Origin of the sequence: Candidatus Competibacter phosphatis (genome assembly GCF_012939995.1) — a bacterium.
Taxonomy (GTDB): Bacteria; Pseudomonadota; Gammaproteobacteria; order Competibacterales; family Competibacteraceae; genus Competibacter; species Competibacter phosphatis.
This window is the reverse complement of record NZ_SPMZ01000071.1, coordinates 1-21130: the sequence shown is the minus strand read 5'-3', so window position 1 is coordinate 21130 and position 21130 is coordinate 1. Positions and strand designations below refer to the sequence as shown.

Genomic DNA, 21130 nt, shown 5'->3' with positions numbered 1-21130 from the left:
AGGATGCTGGATATGGCGAAGCGGCTGCTGGATGCCGTTCAATGGCACGGAATCGCGATGGTCGAGTTTCGGGTGACGCCAGCAGGAGAGCCTTATTTAATGGAAGTAAACACGCGATTTTGGGGATCACTACAATTGGCCATCGATGCGGGTATCGATTTTCCCCATCTGCTGTACCAGATTATTGCTGGCGAGTCGGTGGCGGTTTCGTCACCCTATCGTATTGGATATCGCCTGCGTTGGTTGCTGGGCGATTTTGATAGTCTTTATCTTGTCCTGCGGGATCAAACCCACTTCACCGCAAAACAGAAATGGCGCCGGTTACTTGAGTTCATGATCCCCCACCCACTTACAACCCGCCATGAAGTTGACCGCTGGGGTGATTGGGGGCCGGCTCGGCATGAAATAAAAATATATTTACAAAATCTTTTCAGGCACCAATATTAACTCTAGTACTAATTAAAATGGCGCTAACTGTTCTTTGAATATAAGACAGGCAGTAGTAATAGTAGCTTTCGCTTAACCCATAGGGATCATGTAAATAAGGCTTTTTGTTGACTGACTTTAAAAGTCCAAGCAAGGCGAACTGTACATCAACTCTGACCCCTGCGTACCAGTGGCTCTCGCAATGACTAGGCTCCATTCCAATAATGAGATCACCATCTTCTAATTCCTCTACATTAAACTTTTTGGTCCGATGCTCAGTCATGTCTACACCAAGCTGCAAAGCAATACGAGAGGCAATAGGATTAACTGCAGTTCCTGGATTAGTAACCAGTCCATAGGACGCCGCTGGTAATCCACATTGCTTTGCAACCGACTCGGCGAATGGACTGCGACAAACATTACCTTTGCAGACAAAAACAAGTCGCTTGACTTTTAGCCAGTTGACTTGTTTATATTTTTTGTATTTTCCAAGCCGATAATTAACAGTGACTCGAAAGGCTTGTGCCAACCCCGACTTGCTACCATAAAATGCAGCGATGTAATTCATCGGCGAGAGTTTACGAAATTCATCCTTAATGCGTTCGATCCATGATATTTGTTGAAAGAAATCCTCGATCACTTCGGGCAAGCTATAGCGATTGATAGTATATTGTTCTTGCTTAGCTTGACAGAGCGGTTTTTGCACGGTACCGGGACTCATCGTCACGGCCAAGCGATAGCCTGCTTCCGGTAAAGCCAGCAACTCGCGTCCGGTATAATCTTCATTGCCGCCCACTGGATAGCAGAATGTGGCAAGGGGGTATTTCAGCTCGGCAAGGAGTCGCTGCCGCGAATCTCGCAACTGGCGAACAGCCTCATCGTAGTCCAAGCTACTGAAGACATAGTGATTAACCGAATGCGAACCGAAACGGACACCTTGTGATTCAAGTGTGCGCGCTTCGTCCCAGGCGATGGGCTGATGGCAAGCGGGGGGTACGGCTGGCAGGGATATCTCCACTGCCGCCGCAAGTACGTCAATAGCGCGTCGCATTTCCCCGGGTTTTAAATACTTGACAATGTTTCGGAACATCCTGGAAGCATGCCGCCGTTGTTGCTCGTCACCATCAAGATCGAGCTTGAGTTCAGCCTTACCCACAGTCATCTTGATTAATTTCCTGGGCGCATTCCAAATCAGCCAATTGATCTTAGCATCCCATGGCCAGGTCTTGCCGTCAACAAAGTCGGTGATCAGAAACATGTTGGCCGGCACGCCCATCGGTACAAACACTTCGCGGATCAGATCCGCTTGATCCTGGTATCCATCGTCAAAGGTGAAGGCCACCGTATTGATCATGTCGCTGTCATTCTCTCCGTGCATCCAGGCCTCAATGGCATCGACGGTGATTATGTGATAGCGATGACGGATTAAAAAAGGCGAGATATTGCGAGATCATCCCGTTATCATAGCCATAAATGCCTGATTCCAATCGCATTGGCCGATGCAACGCAAAAATGATCGGCGCGGTGTTGAACACCCTGTTCATCAAGCCGAACAGTGGTGGCCAGGTCGCCAGGCGAATCACGGTTCGTTTAATGGATGTTCTCATGGATAAGTTGTCGGTAGAGCTCTTCATAGGCCTGGACCATCACTTCAATGGCAAAGCGTCGCGCAACGGTAGCTCGCCCAGCCTGGCCGAGCGCCTCGGCCAAGACCCGGTTCGAGATCACTCGCCACATGGCATCCGCTAGGGCGGATGGGTCATTGATCGGAACCAGCACTCCCGTCTCGCCATCCTCGACAATCTCCTCGGGTCCCCCGGATCGAGTGGCGATAACCGGCAAGCCGGTCGCCTGCGCCTCAATGGTGGCGATCGAGAACCCTTCCGAACTGGACGACAGAACGAACACATCCAATCCCGCCAGATAGTCGGCCGTATCCTGACGAAACCCCAGAAAACGGACCCGCTCGCGAAGATTCAGCTCACCAAGCAAGGCTTCCAGCGGTTGCATGACATTTCGCTTGATGTCTCCGGCAACGACGAAATACAGGCGCGGGTCGCGGCGACAAAGCTTGTCGGCTGCCCGAATCAGCACATCATACGTCTTGGCCGGCCGCACATTACCCAGGCTGCCGACGAGAATGGCATCGTCAGGCAGTTTTAGTTCTTGAATCAGGCGGCGGTGACGCGGTCGGTCGAATCGCTGCAAATCGACGCCATTATAGATGACGCAGGCGCGGGCCGGATCGAGCAAACCCGCCGCCTTGATGGTTTCACCCAGGCTTCGGGAGACGGTGACGTATCGGCTCACCGCGCGCTGCATCAACCAGAACTTGAGTCCGCGCCAGCGTTCGTTCGGGTTGATGTCCACCGCGCCGTGGAAGGTCGCCACCACGGGCCGCCGGGTCAGCCATCCAGCCAATGCACAATACACGTTCGAGCCGAGCAAGTGGGATTGAATAAGGTCGATCCGCTCACGCCGAACCAGCGATTGGAGGGACAGCAGATAGCGCCAGTTGAATGATCCCTTGGCGTTCAGCAAGACGACGTGAAGTCCACGCTTTCGCAACGCATCAAGAACCCATCCAGCTCCTCGCAGGAGCACGACGGATTTGAAGCAGTGGTCCGCTCGTAGTCGGTCCGCCAATTCCACGAACACGGTTTCCGCCCCGCCAGGACCCGTGGTATCAATAACATGTAGGATTCGAATCATAGATATTCACAAGCATCGGCATAACCAAAAAATTTTACTTCCCTGGGTTTATTGCCTTGCAAAAGTTTATGGCTCAACGTGGATTCCGGGCAGTTTGCTTGGTTACGCCACCAGCAGCTCCAAAAGAGGCCTGAGTAGACCCTTACCCCGAATGCGCACGTTATGCACACACTGAAAGAAACCCAAGTAGAGCGGCAGTTTCTCTCGCGAAATGCCGCGATGAGGTCGCAGCCAGGCGCACAACGGCGACCAGAATCTTGCGGCGGTATTCACATGAACCTCATGGAAGCCATTCTCATCGTCATCGCGGGCGTATTCGCCCCGCCCATGGCTACGGTACGGTAGGTCGAACCCCCATTCTGGCAACTGGCGGTAACTGTCGTATTCACCAGTGTATGCCCACATTCCAGATGCGGTGAGTTGCATAATCGGGGATTGGATCGTCACTTGTCGGACGTTCTCCAGCATCTCGATCATGACTGCTCCGCCCCGCTGGAGCATTCCGAAGTCGGCGGTTTTTCGCTGTCCAGCGTGCCGCACCCCCGTACCCCCACGCCCCATAAGCGCCAACTTAAGCCAACCATTCAGATATTACTAACTCCCCGCGCTTGACAGTCGGCGATTAATTGGCGGATTCGTTCTGGGACGGTTTGGAGGGCCCGACGCCGGGGACGTTCCCGCATCACTTGTAGGGCTTCTACCCAGCGACGGAAATCCCACAGATGCACCCCACTGATGGCACTCATGAATTCTTGTCGCAAGAGTTTGACCACCCGCCACGGGGTCGCCCGGCGCGGTTGATCCAACCGATTCCAATCCAGACCACTTCGTCGCCCCAGGCGTTTTTCAATCACCCAGGCATAAAGCAACTTGCCATGCAGGTACAAATCGGCCAGCACGCTGTCCTTTTTGGCCCGGAGATGATCCATGTTTAATATACTTTTCAATTGCTTGATGGCTAGTTCCACCTGCCAGCGAACCCGGTAGAGCGCCATCACCGTCTCTGTGGGCAGCACCTCTGGCGCCAAGGTCGTGAAGAGCAAGACCCACTCGGCCAAGGCCAAGGTCCGTTGCTGGACGGCGCGTCCCTTCTTGCGGGCTTCCGCCCGCGCCCGGCGCCGGGCTTGCGCGGCTGGCGCCGCCGGCAAGCGCCGCGCATGCAGGTACCCCTTCATGAATTCTTTCTTCTTGCCGTGCACCTGAACCGGGAGACGGACTTCCGCCGTCGTCGCCTTCCTCAGGACCGCATCGACCTCGATTTGCTGGCCCTCGGCATCATGGAGATTGAGGCTGTGCGGGTTGTAACGCACGATCAAACTGATCCCGCGATCCACGTGGTCGATCCACATTTGCGCTTGGTTATACCCCCGATCCAGCACCACCACGTCCCCATCTTGTAGCGGATAATGATCCAGGCGCTCGCCTTCATGCGCATCCGTCACTTTGACATGGATCAGATGCAACCGCACCAGGTCAATGGCGATGTGCAGTCGATAGTCGGTACCCTTCGCGCCTGGGGCTTGTACCGTCGAACCATCGACAATCAGAAACCGTAAGCGTCCTTCGGTCACCGGTTGGAACGCCTCCCCCATCATCCGACCGAGTAGAGCCTTCACCCATGGCACACAGGCTTTCAGCCGCTTGTAAATCGCCGTATCGCTGATCCGCTCCTCCAGCAAGGTGAAGTTCCCCGCCGTCTCGCGCAGCGCCGCGTCAATCCCGCAGTAGCACATCACCACCTGCATCAACCGCTCCGGGGTTTTGATCTTGCGTGACTGACAGAACGCTTTGAATTCGAGTGCTAGCTCCTGATAGTCCTCGGGTAGTTCGTGTCAGAAACTTTCAAAGGTCGTATCCACAGTTCCAAAGGGCAGACTCATGGCGGTCCTCTGGTCACCCAGGTTGGTCAAGAAACCTTGAGCCTGCTATTCTTTTACATGTCTTTCAATCTGTTACCATCTTAAATTGGCGCTTATCACCCCACGCCCCTTTCAGGCGTCGGCCTTTCCGCCTTGCCTCTTTTTTCACAGCCGCCGGATGCCCCTTGTGACCGACCACCACATACACTTCGTTACATTCCACCTCTCCCGACAAGCACGGTTCTGGTTGGTGACAGACGATTCTGTCCCGAAGCTGTTTGCTCATCCGCTGGGCGTCGTTCGGGTTCAACCCCAACTCCTGGGCAACTTGGGCATTGGATAGATTTAATCCCATGAAATACAGACACAAGATCAAAACCTGCAGTGGCTGATGATGCCCCGCCAACACTGTACCCGCAGATCGTCAAAGTAACGTTGACACCATTTGCAGCAGTACTTTCGTCATGTTGGTTGGGTGATATCCGCCCCTGCTGGGTAATTGCCGCTGCGTCACAGTGCAGGTAGCGCGCGCCCCCTGACCCGCGCAACTCAGGACAGTTTCGTAACATTTTGGCGTCATCCAACAGGTTTTGGAAGTTGACCATCGTTGCGGTAAACCGCAGTCGTATCCGTTTCAAACCCGTTCAGGATAGCCCCCTACTTTCTACCGGGTCGAATCGATCTCAACCCTCTATAATCCATAAATTGAGTACTGATTTAATAATGATACATATGTTATAAAAAATAGTCAGATTATGAAAATTTTTTGTCAGATTGTTGTCTTTTTTGTGTAGATCATTATTCACCTAAAAAACAATATCATGTATATAATGATTAATATTAGGCACTATATATTGATTTTATTGGCTTATTGATTTTGGCTTTTTTCTTGCTTCAAACGGATTCGTGGATTGGGCGGGATCGTGGATCGATATCTTAACCCTATCGAATGCGTTTGGAACTTCAATAGACGCTTTGTGCGTCCAGCGAACCCTGTAATGACGGTGGCGAGTCTGACCCGAAACCTTGCAAAGCAGGCGATACGCCGCGTGGTGGCCATGGCTGGACCGCAGCGTTGGCCATTGAACAAACCTCGCTTGTGGGTGCTGATGTATCATCGGATATTGCCGGCGGATGATCCTCGGGCCGCTACCGAGGAACCCGGCATGATGGTGACACCCTCAACTTTTCGGCGCCATCTGCATTGGCTTAGATCAGAATTTGATTTGGTCAGTTTAGGCGACTGGGTGGATCGGGCACGGCGAGGCAAAACCTTGCCGTTGCGGGCTTGTGCGATTACATTCGATGATGGTTGGCGCGACAATTTTGAGTTCGCTTTGCCCATTCTTCGGGAAACGGAAACACCGGCGACCATTTTTACGGTCTCGCACATGGTGGGTACTGAAAAGATGTTTTGGCCGAATCGAGTAGCGCGGGTATTGCGTGTGCCAGAGGTGTTAGCCGGCTGTCCGTCGGTAGGGTGGCTCCGCGAGTTGGCGCCCGAGCCAATCGATAGGAAGCCAACACCTGATGAGATTTCCAGGGTGATTGCAGCCTGTAAGATGCTCACGGACCAAGAGCTTTCCGAGAGGTTGGACCAAATCGAGAAAGAACTGGGGTTAGGATCTTGGTCTGAGAGACCGCTATTGAACTGGGACGAACTGCGCTCGATGGTCGAAAGCCAGCTCATCGAGATCGGTAGCCATACTTGCCACCATATTCGTTTAAATGGCGCCATCGATGATCAAGACACAATTCGGGAGGTAGTGAACAGTCAAAGTCTGTTGCAGGAGCGGCTGGACCGACCGGTGCGGTTGTTCTGTTATCCGAATGGCGATATATCGTTATCGGCTTTGGGTTTGGTACAGCAACACTATGATGCCGCTGTAACTACTCGGCGAGGAATAAATTCTCACACAACTTCGGTCCATCAGCTTTTGCGGATTGGCATCCATGAAGATATATGCCGTTGCCAGCATGATTTTTTTAGCGCGCCTGTCTGGATGGATCTAATTATTCAATACTCTGCGATGTGAGTATCGCAGATTCAATGAATAGTAGTGTGATAACTGCAAAAACTCGCTCACAACTGTTATAGTCAAACTAACTCATCTATGAGGAGAGGGTTTTTATGAAAATCATGACTGTTTTTATTTGTTTTATTTAATGGCTTATTAATGTGTTCCATTGCTAATTCAGAAGTTTTTGTTTTTTTGATGGTTTCGAGACAAAAAAATTTCACCACGACCAACGCAGATGGATTTAGTTGGGGAGGGACAAATTACACTAGTCTGATTACACCCAACGGGCGAGTATATGGAGCTAGTGCTATTAATCCACCTGATCAACTTGATCAAATTACACCGAATCATTTCGAGGCATATACCGGCGATGTTGCACTGCGGTTCCGGTACAACATCGGAAACAGTATGTCAGAACAAAGGTTCGATCTTGGCGGAGCTTATCGGGAGATATGGATTAGTTATTGGATCAGAGTCCCGATTAACTACTCACACGGCACTATCGGTTCCGCGTTTAACCAAAAGTGGCTCGCAATCTGGATGCAAGCTTATGAATCAACTGGCCCTGAGGCGGTTTGGGGAATACACCCTGACGGCACCGGCGGCAGCACAATTTCAATTTGTCACAACAGCGGAAATGGCGGATGCGGCTCCTATCAACAAACCAAGCCATTCATCAGCGTGCCGCAAGATCGGGATCGGTGGATGCAAGTCGTATACCAGTTAGTCGCCTCCACCTCTAGCGTATCCAACGATGGCGCCATTCGGTTTTGGCGGCGGTGGGAGAATGAATCTACGTTTACCAAACTACACGAGTTGACTGGGCTAAACTTACCAATTTGTGGGACTTGTCCGAATGGGTGGCACGCTGGCTATTTGATGGGGTGGGCCAACGCCACATATACCGAGGATACGCAATGGATGCTGGATGATTTCACAGTAGCTACGAGCAGTCTTTTAGCGGCACAGAAAATAGGACTTGATGCGCCAACTAATCTAGAAATCAAGTAAGCTAGGGGATGTATCCTGCATCAATACATATGTACTCTTTTACTCCATTCTACTGAGATAAGGGGAGTGAGAGGTAGTCCAGCGCGCGGGTGGTCGGCAAGGGCGTGTTCGAGAGTGCGCCAAAGAGCATGGCCACACTGGCGGCAGGTATCGATGATGCTGGCGAACAGGGCGAGGTGAAGAGCCTGCGAGCCTACCGGGTGCGGGTGCTCAGACTAAGCTTGCGTAGATCACCCAATGCTGCAGGGCGCGCTTGGCCTCGCTGTTCGTCATAAAGATATTTTGGGCACCGCACTACCTGGAAAATGGTGTCCCAGTTGTTGAGCAACTCTATCGCCAGGCATGGATTTTTGGATGCAGGCTGCCTTGCGCGCTTCGCAAGCAGCGCGCAAGGCAGCCATGCTGGGTCGGCCATTCCCAGCCGAGGGCGTGCCTTCGCGGGCGGCATAGACCACTGCATCAGGACCTTCAAGGTCATCGTCAAAACACGCTGCTCAAAGACACGGATCTCGCGGTCGCAACTTTTGGCCAAGCCCCACGCCTAGCGGAGCAGGCGTGCCCAACCGGGCACCTATATGGACTCACCCGCGTTGCAAGGGGATCTGCCGTGAGCGAAACCAAGGATATCGACTGCGGCCATATATCCGGCTTGTTGACGGAAGCTGACGCTTCCCAGCCCTGATGGAAATCCGCTCCCTTTGCCCTGATCACGAAAGCGGCATCGCAGTGCCAAGGTTCCCGCAGGTTCGCAAAGGATCGGTCTTACCTGTCTCGCTATCACCGACAAATCACCGTCGCAATCGTGTGATCGGCCCCCGCTATCATCGCCATCATCAAATCATCGGTACTGAGCGCCGACGTCGTGTCGTTTCATGCCGCCCGACAGACCTCACCGCAGGCCAGCAAGGCCCAAGCGATACGGGCCATCTTGTTGGCCAGGGCCACGGTGGCACGGTTGATACCGCAGCGCTCGATCATCTGCTTGAGCCACAGGGCCCGCCGGCTGCTCGCATCCTTGACCCGGTAGATAACGGCCCGCGCCCCGTGGATCAGCAGGGTGCGCAGATACCGATCCCCGCGTTTACTGATCCCCAGCAGCGTCGGTTTGCCCCCGCTGCTGTGCTGGCGCGGTACCAGTCCCAACCAAGCCGCCAACTGCCGGCCGTTGCTGAACGTTTGGGCATCACCGACGGCTGCCACCAGCGCGGTGGCAATTAGGGGGCCGATCCCATCCATGCTCTGCAGCCGTTGGCAGCGCTCATCACTGTGAACCGCCTGCTTGATCGCCTGGTCGCTGTCGGCGATCTGCGCATCGAGCGCCTGAACCTGCTCATGGAGCCGGGCGAACAAGACGCGTACCAAGGGGTTGAGGCCGTTGTCGGCGTCTTCGAGAATCTCTGGCAGGCGCTTGCGCACGGCCGTCATGCCCTGCGCGATAACGATGCCATACTCGCCGAGCAGCTCCCGGATCTGATTGACCAGCGCGGTGCGCTGTTTGACCAGCAACTGGCGGGCGCGATGCTCGGCCTGCATGTCCTGCTGCTCGGGCGTCTTAATCGGCACGAAACGCATGTGCGGGCGGCTCACTGCCTCACAGATCGCCTCGGCGTCGTTGGCATCGTTCTTCTGGCTTTTCACATACGGCTTGACGAACTGCGGGCTGATCAGCCGCACCTCGTGACCGTACCCCTGGAACTTGCGCGCCCAGTAGTGGGCACTGCCGCAAGCCTCCATGCCGATCAAGCACGGTGGCAACTGGGCGATGAAGCCGGGCAGCGATGCGCGACGCAAGCGCTTGGACACACTTCGGTGTCCTCGCTCATCGACACCGTGCACCTGGAAGACCTGCTTTGCCAAATCGAGACCCAGCACGCTCACCTTTTTCATCGGACTCTCCGCTCTCTCGTTACACACTGTGGCTCTATTGAAGCCGTGAGGGAGCGGGTGAGTCCATTCCATTACGAAAAACCTGGTCATGAGAAAAAGGGGTTATTGATTTCCGCCAAGAGTCTGCATCTCCGATGATCAAAGAAAGGCTGTTTGCCGCCGAGGAACGCGAAGCCAAAATGGACCACCTGGGCGATGTGCTGCAAGTGATGGAGCGACATGTTGACTTCAAGGCGTTGGCGGCGGAAGTGGACTGTGTAGCCCTGCGTCCGGTCAGCCTGCAAGGAGGCCGGCCGCCGTTTCCTACCGAGACGATGGTCCGGATTTTGGTGGTCAAGCGGCTGTGCAACCTGTCGGACGAGCCGATGAAATACCCGCTTCTGAATCGGATGAGCTACCAGCGTTTCTGTGGCCTAGCGAATGCGGCGAGCATCCCGGACCGCACCACGATCTGGACCTTCGAGAACCGCATCGGCGAAGCCGGGGCGAAAGCCCTGTTCGATGGCGTGGAGCGGCAGTTGCTGAAGCAAGGCTACGTTGCCCGTGGTGACCAGATCATCGACGCGACCCTGGTGCCGGCGCCGAAGCAACATTTCACGAAGGAAGACAAGGAACAGATCAAGCAAGAAGCCATGCCGGCGGACTGGAAGCCAGCCAAGCGGCGGCAGAAGGACTTGGATGCGACCTGGACCAGGAAGCATGGCAAGAGCCATTACGGCTACAAGCTGTCCATCAACATGGACAAGCGCTACAAGGTGATCCGCAAGCTTGAAACCGATACCGCCTCGACACACGACAGCCGGCATTTCGACACGGTGCTCGACCCGGCCAACACCAACCGGGACGTGTTCGCCGACAAGGGCTACCCCAGTGCGGAGCGGGAGGCCAAGCTGAAAACCGCTGGATACCGCAACTACATCCAGCGCAAGGGGCACCGGAATCAACCGCTGTCCGAATGCCAGGAGCGGCGCAACCTGCGTATTGCCAAGACGAGGGCGCGCGTTGAACATGTGTTCGGTGCCATTGAACAGATGGGCGGCAAGCTGATTCGCACCATTGGCCAGGCACGCGCCAACTTCGCGATGACCATGATGGTGGCCTGCTACAAATCTGCAGCGGCTGACTGACCTGAAGAGGGCGTAAATTGAAGCCTTATGACGCCCGAAATGGGTCGAATGGCCCAAAAAACGGGCTATTCGAAGAGAAAATCGGCCGCGATGACCTTGCAGCGTTGCCGCTTCCCGGAAAAATCGAAGGTGATTCAGTCGCGCGCATTGTTTCGTCGCCAGATTCACCGAAAATCTCGGGTTATTCGAGGTGCCCTATTGTCTGAAATAGCCTATAGAATGAACTGGTTGAGAAGCATTTAAAATGCCCTGCTTTTCTCATGACCAGGTTTTTCGAGGTGCCCATCAGGGCCTCCATAGCGCGAGGATCAGATCGTGTAAGAACCGTCTTGATTCCAGTAAACGACGATTCCTAATGTTAACACAATCTCGCGGGACCCAACTTTTATGCGAGATAATCACAAATTTTTCACAAGAACTATCGAAAAATTTTTCTTATTATAGCAAAAGCCCTGCCAAGATAGTAAAAATAAAAATATTCCTCCATTATAGATAATAGTTTTTTTTATTCATATGCCTATTTTTCATAATTGAAGACAATAAAAGCATACCACCTAAAAGGGAAAGTGCGATGACTGAAGTGCATATATCATAATTGATCACACTCAGAAAAATGAATAAATTTAGTAACATGAAAATTAAAGTTCCTACGACGACTTTTTGACTGTAACATGCTAGAAATTGATATAAGATCGCCTTGCCCATGCCAAATTTCTCTCTTTATAAAATCATTGATGGTCGTTGGAAATCCATAGTGAATTACCTTTAACTCAGGAATGTTTTTTTATTTTATATTTTTTTAGTCTTTGCCCTCTCACAAAATTCATAATCTTCACCAGTTTTCAATGTCTCATCAAAACCACCGATATCAAAGAAAGCAGTTTTTTGATAAAATCATATGTCCTGTGCCTAAGTGAGTATTGCGAGGATCGCACGCTAAACTTTGAAACCAATACTTTAGCAGAAAGTTATTGCTTTCTGGTGGTGCACAGTGCGAACCAGTCAAAAAGCTTTTCTCTATTGCAAAGCATGTCATTCACGAAATGTATTTGATGGCCCCAATGCTCTGTTAAGACTACATCCGCATCTAAAAATATCAGTACTTTCCCCTTTGCCTTATCAGCGCCTATATTTCTGAGATGACCAATAGTGCCTCCAACATGTACGCTGACTTGCACTCCTAGGTTTTTCACTATTTCAACAGTTGCATCTTGGGAGCCATTATCAATTACAATAATTTCATAATCTAAGCCAGTCTTTATCATAAAATACTGGATAGACTTTATGGTATTCCCAATGTTTTCTGCCTCATTAAGGGCTGGGATGATAAAAGAAATTGATAATGATTCCAAACAAATACCTCTTTTACAGCTTAATAAAATGTTTTAAATAACTTCTTCATCACTTCATTATTTTTTGATATGTTAGTGGCATGATCAAAAATATTATTCTGTGTTATCAATAAATTGTGGTTTATTTTCCAATTAGTCCTCATTTTTAGTTATATGAGGACTCCTTCATAAGGAGAGCCGCCATGCGAAAATTTAAATAGATGGCTGTTCACGACGAAAGACAATTTAGAGCTTGCACCGGACTCTCTCGGAAAGAATTTGACCTGTTTCTCCCTGAGTTTTTCAAGTGTTGGCAGACGCTTACATGTTTTACCCTATCGTCATTTCAAGTCGGCTAACCAAGATATACTTCGAATTAAGTTAAATTTTGCTTTTTTTAACTTTAGTATCGTCATGATCCATATATGAAGATTGGATATTTTATATTAATATTATAGTCAAAATTCCTAAAATAAAAAAGGAAAGCTATATTTATAAATTATCGGCTGCCTTCTGCCACTGCAGGAACACGAAGATGCACCAAAGCTTAGCTGAGTTATCCAATCTCTTAGATATATGTTCTTCCCATGCTTTATCGATTAACTTCACATTCAATAACCCAGATTCCCGGAACTCACGCGCATTCAAAAGGTCATTCATCCATTCCCGCAACGGCCCTCTCAGCCACTCTCCGAGTGGTACAGAAAATCCCATTTTCGGCCGTTCTACTAAAGACCTAGGCACATATCGGTAAAGAATTTCCCTTAAAATCGACTTCGATTGTCCTCCCTTGAGCCTCATTTCCAGTGGTACTCTCCACGCTTGAGTCAGTAACTCATGAGATAGCAGAGGGAGGCGTACTTCCAATGAATAAGCCATGCTGGCTCTGTCTACCTTGGCTAAGTTATCCCCTGGAAGATAATGCAACTGATCCGACAACATAGCCGCATCGATAAATCCTTCATGTGTAAAATCTTCATAGGGAATTAAGAATTGATGATTACAAGTACCGGCTGGGTTTTTAAAATTCCAAATACTAAGGAGAAAATCATACAGCTCACTTTCTTTAGTGATATTTAGGCTTGTGATAAGTTTAGCTAATTTAACTTCAATATTTTGTACTGGTTTAAAACCCATAAAGGCTACAAACGACTCGAATTTAGCAGAGAACTTTCTTAAAAGAGATAAGGTCTCAGATAAACTCCGTTTAGTCAGGCGTGAATATCGCTGATTGAAACATGCAATCTTCGCTCCCCAGAGGTATCGGTTATATCCCGCAAATAACTCATCACCGCCGTCACCCGAAAGACAAACCTTTACATGTTGTCTCGCATATTTAGAGAGTAAAATAGTAGGTATTTGAGAGGCATTAGCAAGAGGTTCATCATAGACTTTAGGTAGGCGCTCGATCAATTCTAGGAGATCGGAGTCCGATACTGCGATTTCATGATGCCGAGTACCAATATGGGAAGCTAAATTCCGAGCAAAACCCGCTTCATTAAACATAGGATTGGTGAATCCTACAGTAAAGCTCTTAACAGGAATCTTGTTTTGACTTTGTAACACAGCCGCGACTAGGGTGGAATCGATACCACCAGAAAGATAAACACCCAAATCGACGTCGGCAATAGATTGGTTTGCAATCGTATCCTTGAGCAACTTATGAATCTCGGAAACGGCTTGTTCATGTGTTTCAAAAGGGTTTTGTAAGGATTGGTTCCTAATAGCTTTCAAGCTCCAATAAGTTTTTGAATATTTAGAGCTAAACTCGTCTATGGATAGATCTCTACAGTCATTATCGCCACGAACTGAAATATCCAACAAGCAACCCGGCATCACCTTTCTTATCTTGCTGTATATTGATCGGGGATCAGGAATGTAGCCATACCGAAAATATTGACCAAGCGACAGACGATCAAAAATTTCCAACGTCACCAATCATCGCCTTGAGTGCCTTAATCTCCGAGGCAAATGCAAGCTTTCCCTGGTCGAAAAAACCAATATAGCGGCTTTTCACCAATCCGATCACGAACCAGATATAACCTTTCAGTATTTCGATCATAAAGAGAAAATGCAAACATCCCTATAACACATTTCAATGCCTTTTCGAGACCAAAGTGGGCAATATATTCAAGAATAACTTCGGTATCAGAATGCCCTCTAAGCGCAATACCTAGCGATAGTAGCTCAGCCGATAGATCACGAAAATTGTAGATTTCTCCATTAAAAGAAATACAAAATCTTCCGCAAAGAGAGACCATGGGTTGGTGTCCCATGGGAGATAAATCCTGTATTGCAAGACGGGAGTGAAAGAAAAAACAAGTCACCGCGATCAGACCACCATGAACCGTGAGAATCGGGTCCACGATGTCCTAGGACAAAATGCGAGTTTGTCAAAATTTAAAGCATGTGAAATGTAAGATCTGTTGGTATGAGGAAAATAATAACCAGCGATTCCACACATAAAATCTAGTAACTCTAAGGATTTTGATTTAAGAGAAAGATTCGTTGCAAGTTTGGTTATCAGCGGATGAAAACCCGGGATCAGTTTTCCAGAACAATTGTCACCTCCGACCGGATCACCTCCTCCATGCATTCAATATCCTTCCGGCTTACTCCGTCATGTACCGGCAGAGTCAGGAGGTGTTCCGCGAACGCCCGTGCGCCGGGCAGCGCCGGGATCACATCCAGCACCGGCGCTACTCCCGGCACCCAGGGCAATGCCTCTCGATACATTGCCGTCGCACCTAAACCAGCGGTTACCAACTGCGCCAGTAACCGATCTCGGGTTTCCCGGTCCCGACACAGCAGAGGATAGCGCAATAATCGTCGGGTCCGCTCTTTCAGCAGATGGGGCAAGTTTACCGCCACCGCTTCACAACTAATCAGCATCTCACTGATGGCCGTCTCGCGCCAGCGATCCCGGTCCAGCCACGCCGCCGCGTTCGATCCTAACAGTTCCAACCGCCAGCTAGCCATGGCTTGCACGCCAACCAGTGGAGCGTAGTGGGTCCCGCCCACCGATAGCAAGGGATTGCGGCCGATCAGCCCATACCAGCGCGGTTGTAGTAGCTGATTGTAGAGAGCGATCTTCAACGCTGGCAACCACTCGTTCGGAGCGGCCTTCAAGCTCTCCAGTGCTGGATTCGATTCCCGGCCCTCCCGCACGAGTAATGCTCCGCCCCCCAACAGACTTACCGGTTTGCCACGACCGAAACTGAGAATCACGGCGTCGGTTGGAGAAAAAGGCTCATTTTCATCAGCTTGTGGTTCAGGATACCACTGGGCGCTGTCCTCGATGAGCCAAGTGTTCCGGGTTGTGGCGGCATGGGCTAGGTCGTGGACGCGCTCGCGGATTCCAAGGAAATTCACGGCCACCACGGCAACAGTCGCCTTTGTCCAGGCCTGCTCCAAGCTGGCCGGGTCAAAACCCGGGTCTTCCGGCCCGATGTCGACCAGGATGGGGATAGCCCCGGCAAACCGCACCGCAGCGACCAGATCTGGGCAACCATGGGCTGGGATCAGCACTTCGGGTCGTGCAACGTCAGGCCGCTGATCCATGGCCAGGCGCACTGCCAAAGCCAGGGCGGCTGTACCGCTCTGGGTCCAGACAGAATGGAAACCGGTAAACTCCGGCGGGTCGCTTCTCGGCCCGAGGCGTATTGGCTCACCGACAGGAGGGAGCATTTTGTACATCAGCGAGTGGACGGTTGCCAAGTGGTCATCCGCCGCCCGGTCAAAAAGTACAATGTGGCTTGGGCGACGGCGATGTTGGCCTGAACGAAAAAGTAGATGATGCGTACCGGGGTCAACGTCCCCAGCCGGGGTTGCAGATGCGCCGCCAGCGCCGTTCCGTAAAACAGGGCCTGCCCCCACAGGGCCAGGGCGTAGAATCCATGCTGGTCGTGAATGGCGAGCGTGACGGCGAGCAGTCCAAGCAGGCACCAAGGCGCCAACCAGCGCATCACCTTGTGGCTCCACACCTGAAAAGCAAACAGACCGAAGCAAACTGGGTTGAGCACTTCCAGATGCCGGGCCAGACCAGTTATTCCGCGCAGCACCGTACGCAGCTTGCGCTGGTACTCCTGGCCAGGGTTTTTCAGGTCCCGATAGTAGCCCAGAACGTCCGGAGCGGTCACCGCCTTAAGCCCCAGGCGGGCGCAGTTGAGCGCGGTGTTGAAGTCACTGGGAGCGTGGATGTCCCAGTCGGCGCACACCGCCTGGCGGGCGGCGAAGAACGATCCGGAGAGGCCAACCAACCCTGCTAGTCGGGATTCCATCCGCCGCAGTCCCATTTCATAGCGCACATAGGCGCCCTCGCCCACCAGCCCGCCATCCTGACTGAGAAAGCGATCCTCGCTGGACACCGCGCCTACCTTGGGATTGGCAAAAACCGCTACCAGCTTGCTGATGGCTTCCGGGGGAATCTGGGTGGCCACATCGGAAAACACCAGGATCTCGCTTCGGGTTACCCGGACGGCGCACTGCTGAGCGTGCTCCTTGCCCAGCCGCTCCCTGGCACGCACCAGCCGTACTCCCCGGTCCACGTACTCACTCACAATGGCGTCGGTTTCATCTGACGAGCAATCCGAGGCGACAATGATTTCCAGTCGATCCCGTGGATAGACGATAGCCAGGGTGTTGTCCAGCTTGCCGCGAATCCGGGCAGCCTCGTTGTAGGCGGTTATGATCAGGCTCACCGTGGGTGGTTCCACCGCGTTTGCCAGTGGGCTGTCGGCCATCGCCCCCCACCAAGCCAGCAGCCCGCGCAATAGCAGCGGATAGAGAAAATAGCTGTACATTGACAGCAGCAACAGTATCCAGAACAGCAAAGATCCTATCTCTCTCGGCATCGTTATGCTAAGTTCGATCTGTGAGTGTCTGCTTGCTTGAGATAACTAATTGAAATGGCTAGCAAGCTGGTTCGTATAACAGTCCAATTACCTATTGGAAAGTGATACTATTTTATATATTTTCTCCATTCATGTCGTGGTAGTAGCAACAAAACCCAGCATAGCCCAATTCAGTTGAGATTCTAGAACCCCATGGCTTCTTCGTTGCCGCCTCACACGTCACCGCTCACCGTGCTGCACGTCGCCTCTGGCGACCGCTGGGCCGGGGCCGAAGCTCAGCTCCACACGTTGCTGACCCACCTGAACAAACGGGACGATATCCAAGCACGAGCGGTGCTCCTGAACGAAGATGAGACTGCCGAGCGCCTGCGGGCTTCAGGGGTGTCTGTGGATGTCCTGGACGAATCTCGACTCAACGGATTACGGATTTTTCTGGACCTGCGTCGGCTGCTGCGTCGATACCAGCCGCATGTGATCCACACCCATCGCCAGAAGGAAAACGTCTTGGCTGGCCTAGCCAACGCCACTACCCTACGCGCACCCTGCGCGCGCACCGTCCACGGCGCGCCCGAACATGCGCCGCCCTGGATCCAGCTCCATAAGCACCTGTTCCGTTGGCTGGACTTGGCGGTTGGGTGCTATCTACAAGATCGGGTAATCGCCGTTTCCCGGGATCTCCAAGATCGCTTATCTGCGATCTTCCCGCGCGGAAAGGTCACATTGGTAAACAACGGCGTTGATATAGAGAGTATTGTAGCCATGGCTACCCATCCCGCCGAATTTCGCCTGACCCATCCACAACACCGCCATATCGGTCTGGTCGGACGGTTGGAGCCGGTCAAGCGGGGCGATATCTTCCTGATGATGGCCGCGCTGCTCTGCCGCGAGAATCTACCCTGGCCATTGCGCTTCCACATTTTCGGCGATGGCAGCTTGCGAGCCAGCCTTGAGGCGCAGGCCAAAATGCTTAATCTGGGGGATTCGGTGCGCTTTCATGGCTATCGAAAGGACATATCCGTCTGTATGGCAAGTTTGGATGTCTTGCTGGTGTGTTCCGATCATGAGGGCTTGCCGATGACCGTGCTGGAATCTGTAGTTTTGGGCACACCTGTCGTGGCGCATCGTGTTGGTGGATTAGCCGAGGTTCTGGACGATAGCTCCGGCGGTATGCTGGTAAGGCAGCACGATCCCAGAGACTATGCGCAAGCGGTGCTAGAGATGCTTTTCAGCCCTTCCAAAGCCAATGAATGTGTAAGAAATGGCCAAAATCGGATTGAGAGATATTACAGCGCCGATGTCAATGCTGAAAATATGGTTAAAATATATTTTGATTTCCTTCTCGGATATAAACCTCGCGACTTGCTGCGCAATAGATAACTCGATACCCTACGCTTGGGACCAACGTAACCATTCAGACCTCTCGTGTGGTTTTGGACTGAACCTTGAATCATCAAACGTCGAATCAGTAGGTTAGGCGTCGGAGAATACCCAGAGAACCACTTTTTTGGGTACAACGTTGCGGGGGGGAGCTGAGACAGTTACGAGGCTTTGTTGCATAAATCATCTGTGGAGTGTGGAAAGATGTTGGAGCGTCTGGTTAGCAGACTGAGACAGTTTCCGGCATACCCAACGAGTCATGATATTCAGGGCAGCGAGGTGAGCATAGGCCTCGATGGTTTGGGGATCGAAGCGATGATTTTTCAAATGCCCGCCAAAGAACCTCTGAAGGCGAAGCATCGCGGCTTCAGCTAGGCTGCGCCGATGATAGCCACTGAGCGGTTTCCAGCGGGTGCGTCCGTATTGTTGAATGGCATCCAGAGTCACCGTGCGTGGATGCGGTGGGCTTTCGGCCAGTGGCGGCCACGCCACCGCCCCGGCGCGAGGCGGAATCAAGGCGGTCACCCGGCGCTCCAGCAACGCTGGATGGCAGACTTGCGTATCGTCAGCCCCATCGGTGGCCACGATGGCGATGGATGCCTCGGCCGGCAGTTGAGCCAGCAAATCCGGCAATACCTCGGCATCCCCCACGAAAGCCACAGTCAATTCAGCGGCGACGACCTCGTGGGAGTCCGCATCCACGGCCGGATGCCGCTTGCGCCAAGTCCGACACCGACTCGCTCCGTGCTGGCGCACCGTTCATTCGCCTTCGTCGTAGACCTTCAAACCGGTGGCGTCGATCACCACATGCCGGGGTTTCGAACACATGCGGCGTCTGATCCACACCGTCCGTTCTGGCGCCCGTCGGCTGAACGTGCTGTCGTCCGGGGTGTTGAGCGCGTGACCCGCAACAGCGCCAGCAGCGAACGCAGCAAGCCTTCCAAGGCCCGCAACGGCCAATGAAAGACTTTCCGCATCACCAACCCCCATTGCGCCGCCCAATCTGTGTCGCGTTTCGGCGCGCTCCGCCGCCTCGTTCGCTCGGTTTCATGCCATCGTTCCAACGCCGTTTCATCCCACCCCACCGTCAGCGACCCGCGATCAACCAACGCCGCGTTATACGCCCTCCAGTTCCGCATCCGATACTTCCGCGTCTATTCGTTCATCCCCCTAACATGGGGATTGTTCGGATTTATGCAACAACGCCTAGTTACGAATCAACATGCCAATAGTGACTGTCATAATCCCAACTTTCAATCGTGGCGCTTTTTCTTCGAGAAGCTATTGCGTCTGTCGTAGTACAGAGTTTTCAAGACTGGGAACTATTTTGTTATTGACGATGGCTCTACCGATCCAATTGAAACCATCGTGTCATCATTTTCTGATAACAGGATTCATTATCATTGGCAATTGAATCAAGGGGCTTCTGTTGCGAGGAATACTGGAATTCAACTAGCGCATGGAAAGTATGTTGCTTTCTTAGATTCGGACGATTTATGGTATCCAGATTACTTAAAGCGAAAAGTAAATTTTGCCGATAAGAATCCAAAGCTTGTGTTAATAGGTGGTGGATGTTGCTATATAGATGAAAGTGGTAACCAGATACTGCAGAAAAACTGAACCGCGGAAATGCATTACCGTAGAACACTTATCTATCTGGACTGCTTTTCCAGGAGGCACATGCAATATTTTTCGCTCTTCGCGATGCCTTACTAGCAATTAATGGCTTTGAACCTAGGCTGTCAGATTCCGAAGATAGATTCCTTATGCGAAGATTGGCCGAATCAGGTTCTGTTGAATCAGTAAATAGCGTAGATGTTGCTATCCGGGTACATCCAACTATAAGAAATCGTCGAGATCTATCTTCTTTAATATACAGTCGGTCCTATGTAACCAAGAGCATCACGAATGAGTCGGTTAGGCGAAGATCTCGATCATGGGACTTTTTTTGTTATTGGTAACGCAAATTGGGCGATAGGCAACCGGTATAGCGCCATGGTTTATTGGGTCAGGTCTTTTTTTGATTTACCACAAACAGATTCATCCAGAACTACGTCGTTTTTATTCCATTATTAGATAAAATATTTCCTAGGTTTATGACGATAGTCAGAGTCAATAAGCGACTAAATTTTTTTGTAACTCAATGAGGTAAGCTCCCGGCTCTGCCGGCTATCCATTACACAGATCTTGATAGCGAGGGTAGCGGCCTCCATTTTGAGGGAGCGAACAAGCGGCACAAGGTGAAGAATCATGGAGACGGTGGAGGTGGGTTGGGCGGCGGCGGAACTGGGGGGGAGCGGATTTGGGTGATGCCCGGTTGAATCGACGACTGGTGCGGATGGCGGAACGGTTAGGGGCGCAACCGAATGCCAGCATTCCGGTCGCCTGCAATGGCTGGGCGGAAACCCAGGCCGCCTATCGTTTGTTAGCCCATGAGGCGGTCACTTGGGAGCGCGTACTGACCCCTCATTGGGACTGCAGCGTCGAACGGATGCATGGCCAACCGGTGGTGTTGTGGCATCCAGG

The 21130-nt window shown here is 51.9% G+C and carries 17 protein-coding genes and 3 pseudogenes; 7 read left to right on the top strand and 13 right to left on the bottom strand.

The window, feature by feature from the left end:
* Nucleotides 1-12: 12 nt before the first annotated feature.
* Nucleotides 13-447, top strand: coding sequence for an ATP-grasp domain-containing protein (locus tag E4P82_RS22430; protein ID WP_246327706.1), 435 nt, complete (start codon nucleotides 13-15; stop codon nucleotides 445-447).
* On the opposite strand, the gene E4P82_RS18400 is transcribed toward E4P82_RS22430, so the two are convergent.
* From E4P82_RS18400 to E4P82_RS18385, 4 genes and pseudogenes are all read right to left on the bottom strand, one after another.
* Nucleotides 431-1780, bottom strand: a complete 1350-nt coding sequence (locus E4P82_RS18400) for an arsenate reductase/protein-tyrosine-phosphatase family protein (protein ID WP_169250244.1) — start codon at nucleotides 1778-1780, stop codon at nucleotides 431-433. The genes E4P82_RS22430 and E4P82_RS18400 overlap by 17 nt on opposite strands.
* 236 nt (nucleotides 1781-2016) lie before the next feature.
* Nucleotides 2017-3138 carry a glycosyltransferase gene (locus E4P82_RS18395; protein WP_246327705.1) on the bottom strand — a complete coding sequence of 374 codons (1122 nt, stop codon included), beginning with the start codon at nucleotides 3136-3138 and terminating at the stop codon, nucleotides 2017-2019.
* Between the two features lie 102 nt (nucleotides 3139-3240).
* On the bottom strand, nucleotides 3241-3639 hold the full coding sequence (locus E4P82_RS18390; protein WP_169250242.1) for a transposase: 399 nt from the start codon (nucleotides 3637-3639) through the stop codon (nucleotides 3241-3243).
* Nucleotides 3640-3722: 83 nt separating this feature from the next.
* Nucleotides 3723-4949: pseudogene (locus E4P82_RS18385) on the bottom strand (IS4 family transposase); the annotation flags it as partial.
* Nucleotides 4950-5995: 1046 nt separating this feature from the next.
* Between E4P82_RS18385 and E4P82_RS18380 the strand changes: the two are divergent.
* Both E4P82_RS18380 and E4P82_RS18375 read left to right on the top strand, forming a co-directional pair.
* A complete protein-coding gene (locus E4P82_RS18380; RefSeq protein WP_169250241.1) occupies nucleotides 5996-7033 on the top strand; it encodes a polysaccharide deacetylase family protein in 1038 nt (345 codons plus the stop codon).
* A 141-nt stretch (nucleotides 7034-7174) separates the two neighbouring features.
* Nucleotides 7175-8029: a hypothetical protein gene (locus E4P82_RS18375; protein WP_169250240.1), complete on the top strand. Its 855-nt coding sequence runs from the start codon at nucleotides 7175-7177 to the stop codon at nucleotides 8027-8029.
* Nucleotides 8030-8899: 870 nt separating this feature from the next.
* On the opposite strand, the gene E4P82_RS18370 is transcribed toward E4P82_RS18375, so the two are convergent.
* Nucleotides 8900-9916 carry an IS110 family RNA-guided transposase gene (locus tag E4P82_RS18370; protein WP_169250239.1) on the bottom strand — a complete coding sequence of 339 codons (1017 nt, stop codon included), beginning with the start codon at nucleotides 9914-9916 and terminating at the stop codon, nucleotides 8900-8902.
* 134 nt (nucleotides 9917-10050) lie between these two features.
* Here E4P82_RS18370 and E4P82_RS18365 point away from each other — a divergent pair.
* Nucleotides 10051-11059 (top strand): annotated as a pseudogene (locus E4P82_RS18365) (IS5 family transposase).
* 952 nt (nucleotides 11060-12011) lie between these two features.
* On the opposite strand, the gene E4P82_RS18360 reads toward E4P82_RS18365, so the two are convergent.
* The 5 genes from E4P82_RS18360 to E4P82_RS18340 form a co-directional block, all read right to left on the bottom strand.
* A complete protein-coding gene (locus E4P82_RS18360; protein ID WP_169250237.1) occupies nucleotides 12012-12395 on the bottom strand; it encodes a glycosyltransferase in 384 nt (127 codons plus the stop codon).
* 471 nt (nucleotides 12396-12866) lie between these two features.
* Complete coding sequence (locus tag E4P82_RS18355) at nucleotides 12867-14309, bottom strand: asparagine synthase-related protein (RefSeq protein WP_169250236.1); 1443 nt, start codon at nucleotides 14307-14309, stop codon at nucleotides 12867-12869.
* A gap of 20 nt (nucleotides 14310-14329) precedes the next feature.
* Complete coding sequence (locus E4P82_RS18350; protein WP_211203216.1) at nucleotides 14330-14740, bottom strand: asparagine synthetase B family protein; 411 nt, start codon at nucleotides 14738-14740, stop codon at nucleotides 14330-14332.
* Between the two features lie 178 nt (nucleotides 14741-14918).
* On the bottom strand, nucleotides 14919-16061 hold the full coding sequence (locus E4P82_RS18345; protein ID WP_211203215.1) for a DegT/DnrJ/EryC1/StrS family aminotransferase: 1143 nt from the start codon (nucleotides 16059-16061) through the stop codon (nucleotides 14919-14921).
* An 8-nt stretch (nucleotides 16062-16069) separates the two neighbouring features.
* Entirely contained in the window at nucleotides 16070-17227 is a 1158-nt protein-coding gene (locus E4P82_RS18340; protein ID WP_169250233.1) for a glycosyltransferase family 2 protein, read from the bottom strand.
* Between the two features lie 192 nt (nucleotides 17228-17419).
* Between E4P82_RS18340 and E4P82_RS18335 the strand changes: the two genes are divergently transcribed.
* Nucleotides 17420-18604, top strand: coding sequence for a glycosyltransferase (locus tag E4P82_RS18335; protein WP_169250232.1), 1185 nt, complete (start codon nucleotides 17420-17422; stop codon nucleotides 18602-18604).
* 183 nt (nucleotides 18605-18787) lie between these two features.
* Here the strand turns inward: E4P82_RS18335 and E4P82_RS18330 are convergent, their stop codons facing one another.
* The 3 genes and pseudogenes from E4P82_RS18330 to E4P82_RS23850 form a co-directional block, all read right to left on the bottom strand.
* Nucleotides 18788-19360 (bottom strand): transposase, encoded by a 573-nt coding sequence (locus tag E4P82_RS18330; protein ID WP_169250231.1) that lies wholly within the window; start codon nucleotides 19358-19360, stop codon nucleotides 18788-18790.
* A gap of 3 nt (nucleotides 19361-19363) precedes the next feature.
* Nucleotides 19364-19594 (bottom strand): transposase, encoded by a 231-nt coding sequence (locus tag E4P82_RS23855; RefSeq protein WP_420887141.1) that lies wholly within the window; start codon nucleotides 19592-19594, stop codon nucleotides 19364-19366.
* Nucleotides 19531-19743, bottom strand: a pseudogene (locus tag E4P82_RS23850) (transposase); the annotation flags it as partial. The gene E4P82_RS23855 and the pseudogene E4P82_RS23850, both read right to left, overlap by 64 nt.
* 193 nt (nucleotides 19744-19936) lie before the next feature.
* On the opposite strand from E4P82_RS23850, the gene E4P82_RS23845 reads away from it, so the two are divergent.
* On the top strand, nucleotides 19937-20224 hold the full coding sequence (locus E4P82_RS23845; protein WP_169250249.1) for a glycosyltransferase family A protein: 288 nt from the start codon (nucleotides 19937-19939) through the stop codon (nucleotides 20222-20224).
* Between the two features lie 682 nt (nucleotides 20225-20906).
* On the top strand, nucleotides 20907-21130 hold a 224-nt coding region (locus E4P82_RS18315; protein WP_169250229.1), incomplete at its 3' end, for an IS4/Tn5 family transposase DNA-binding protein.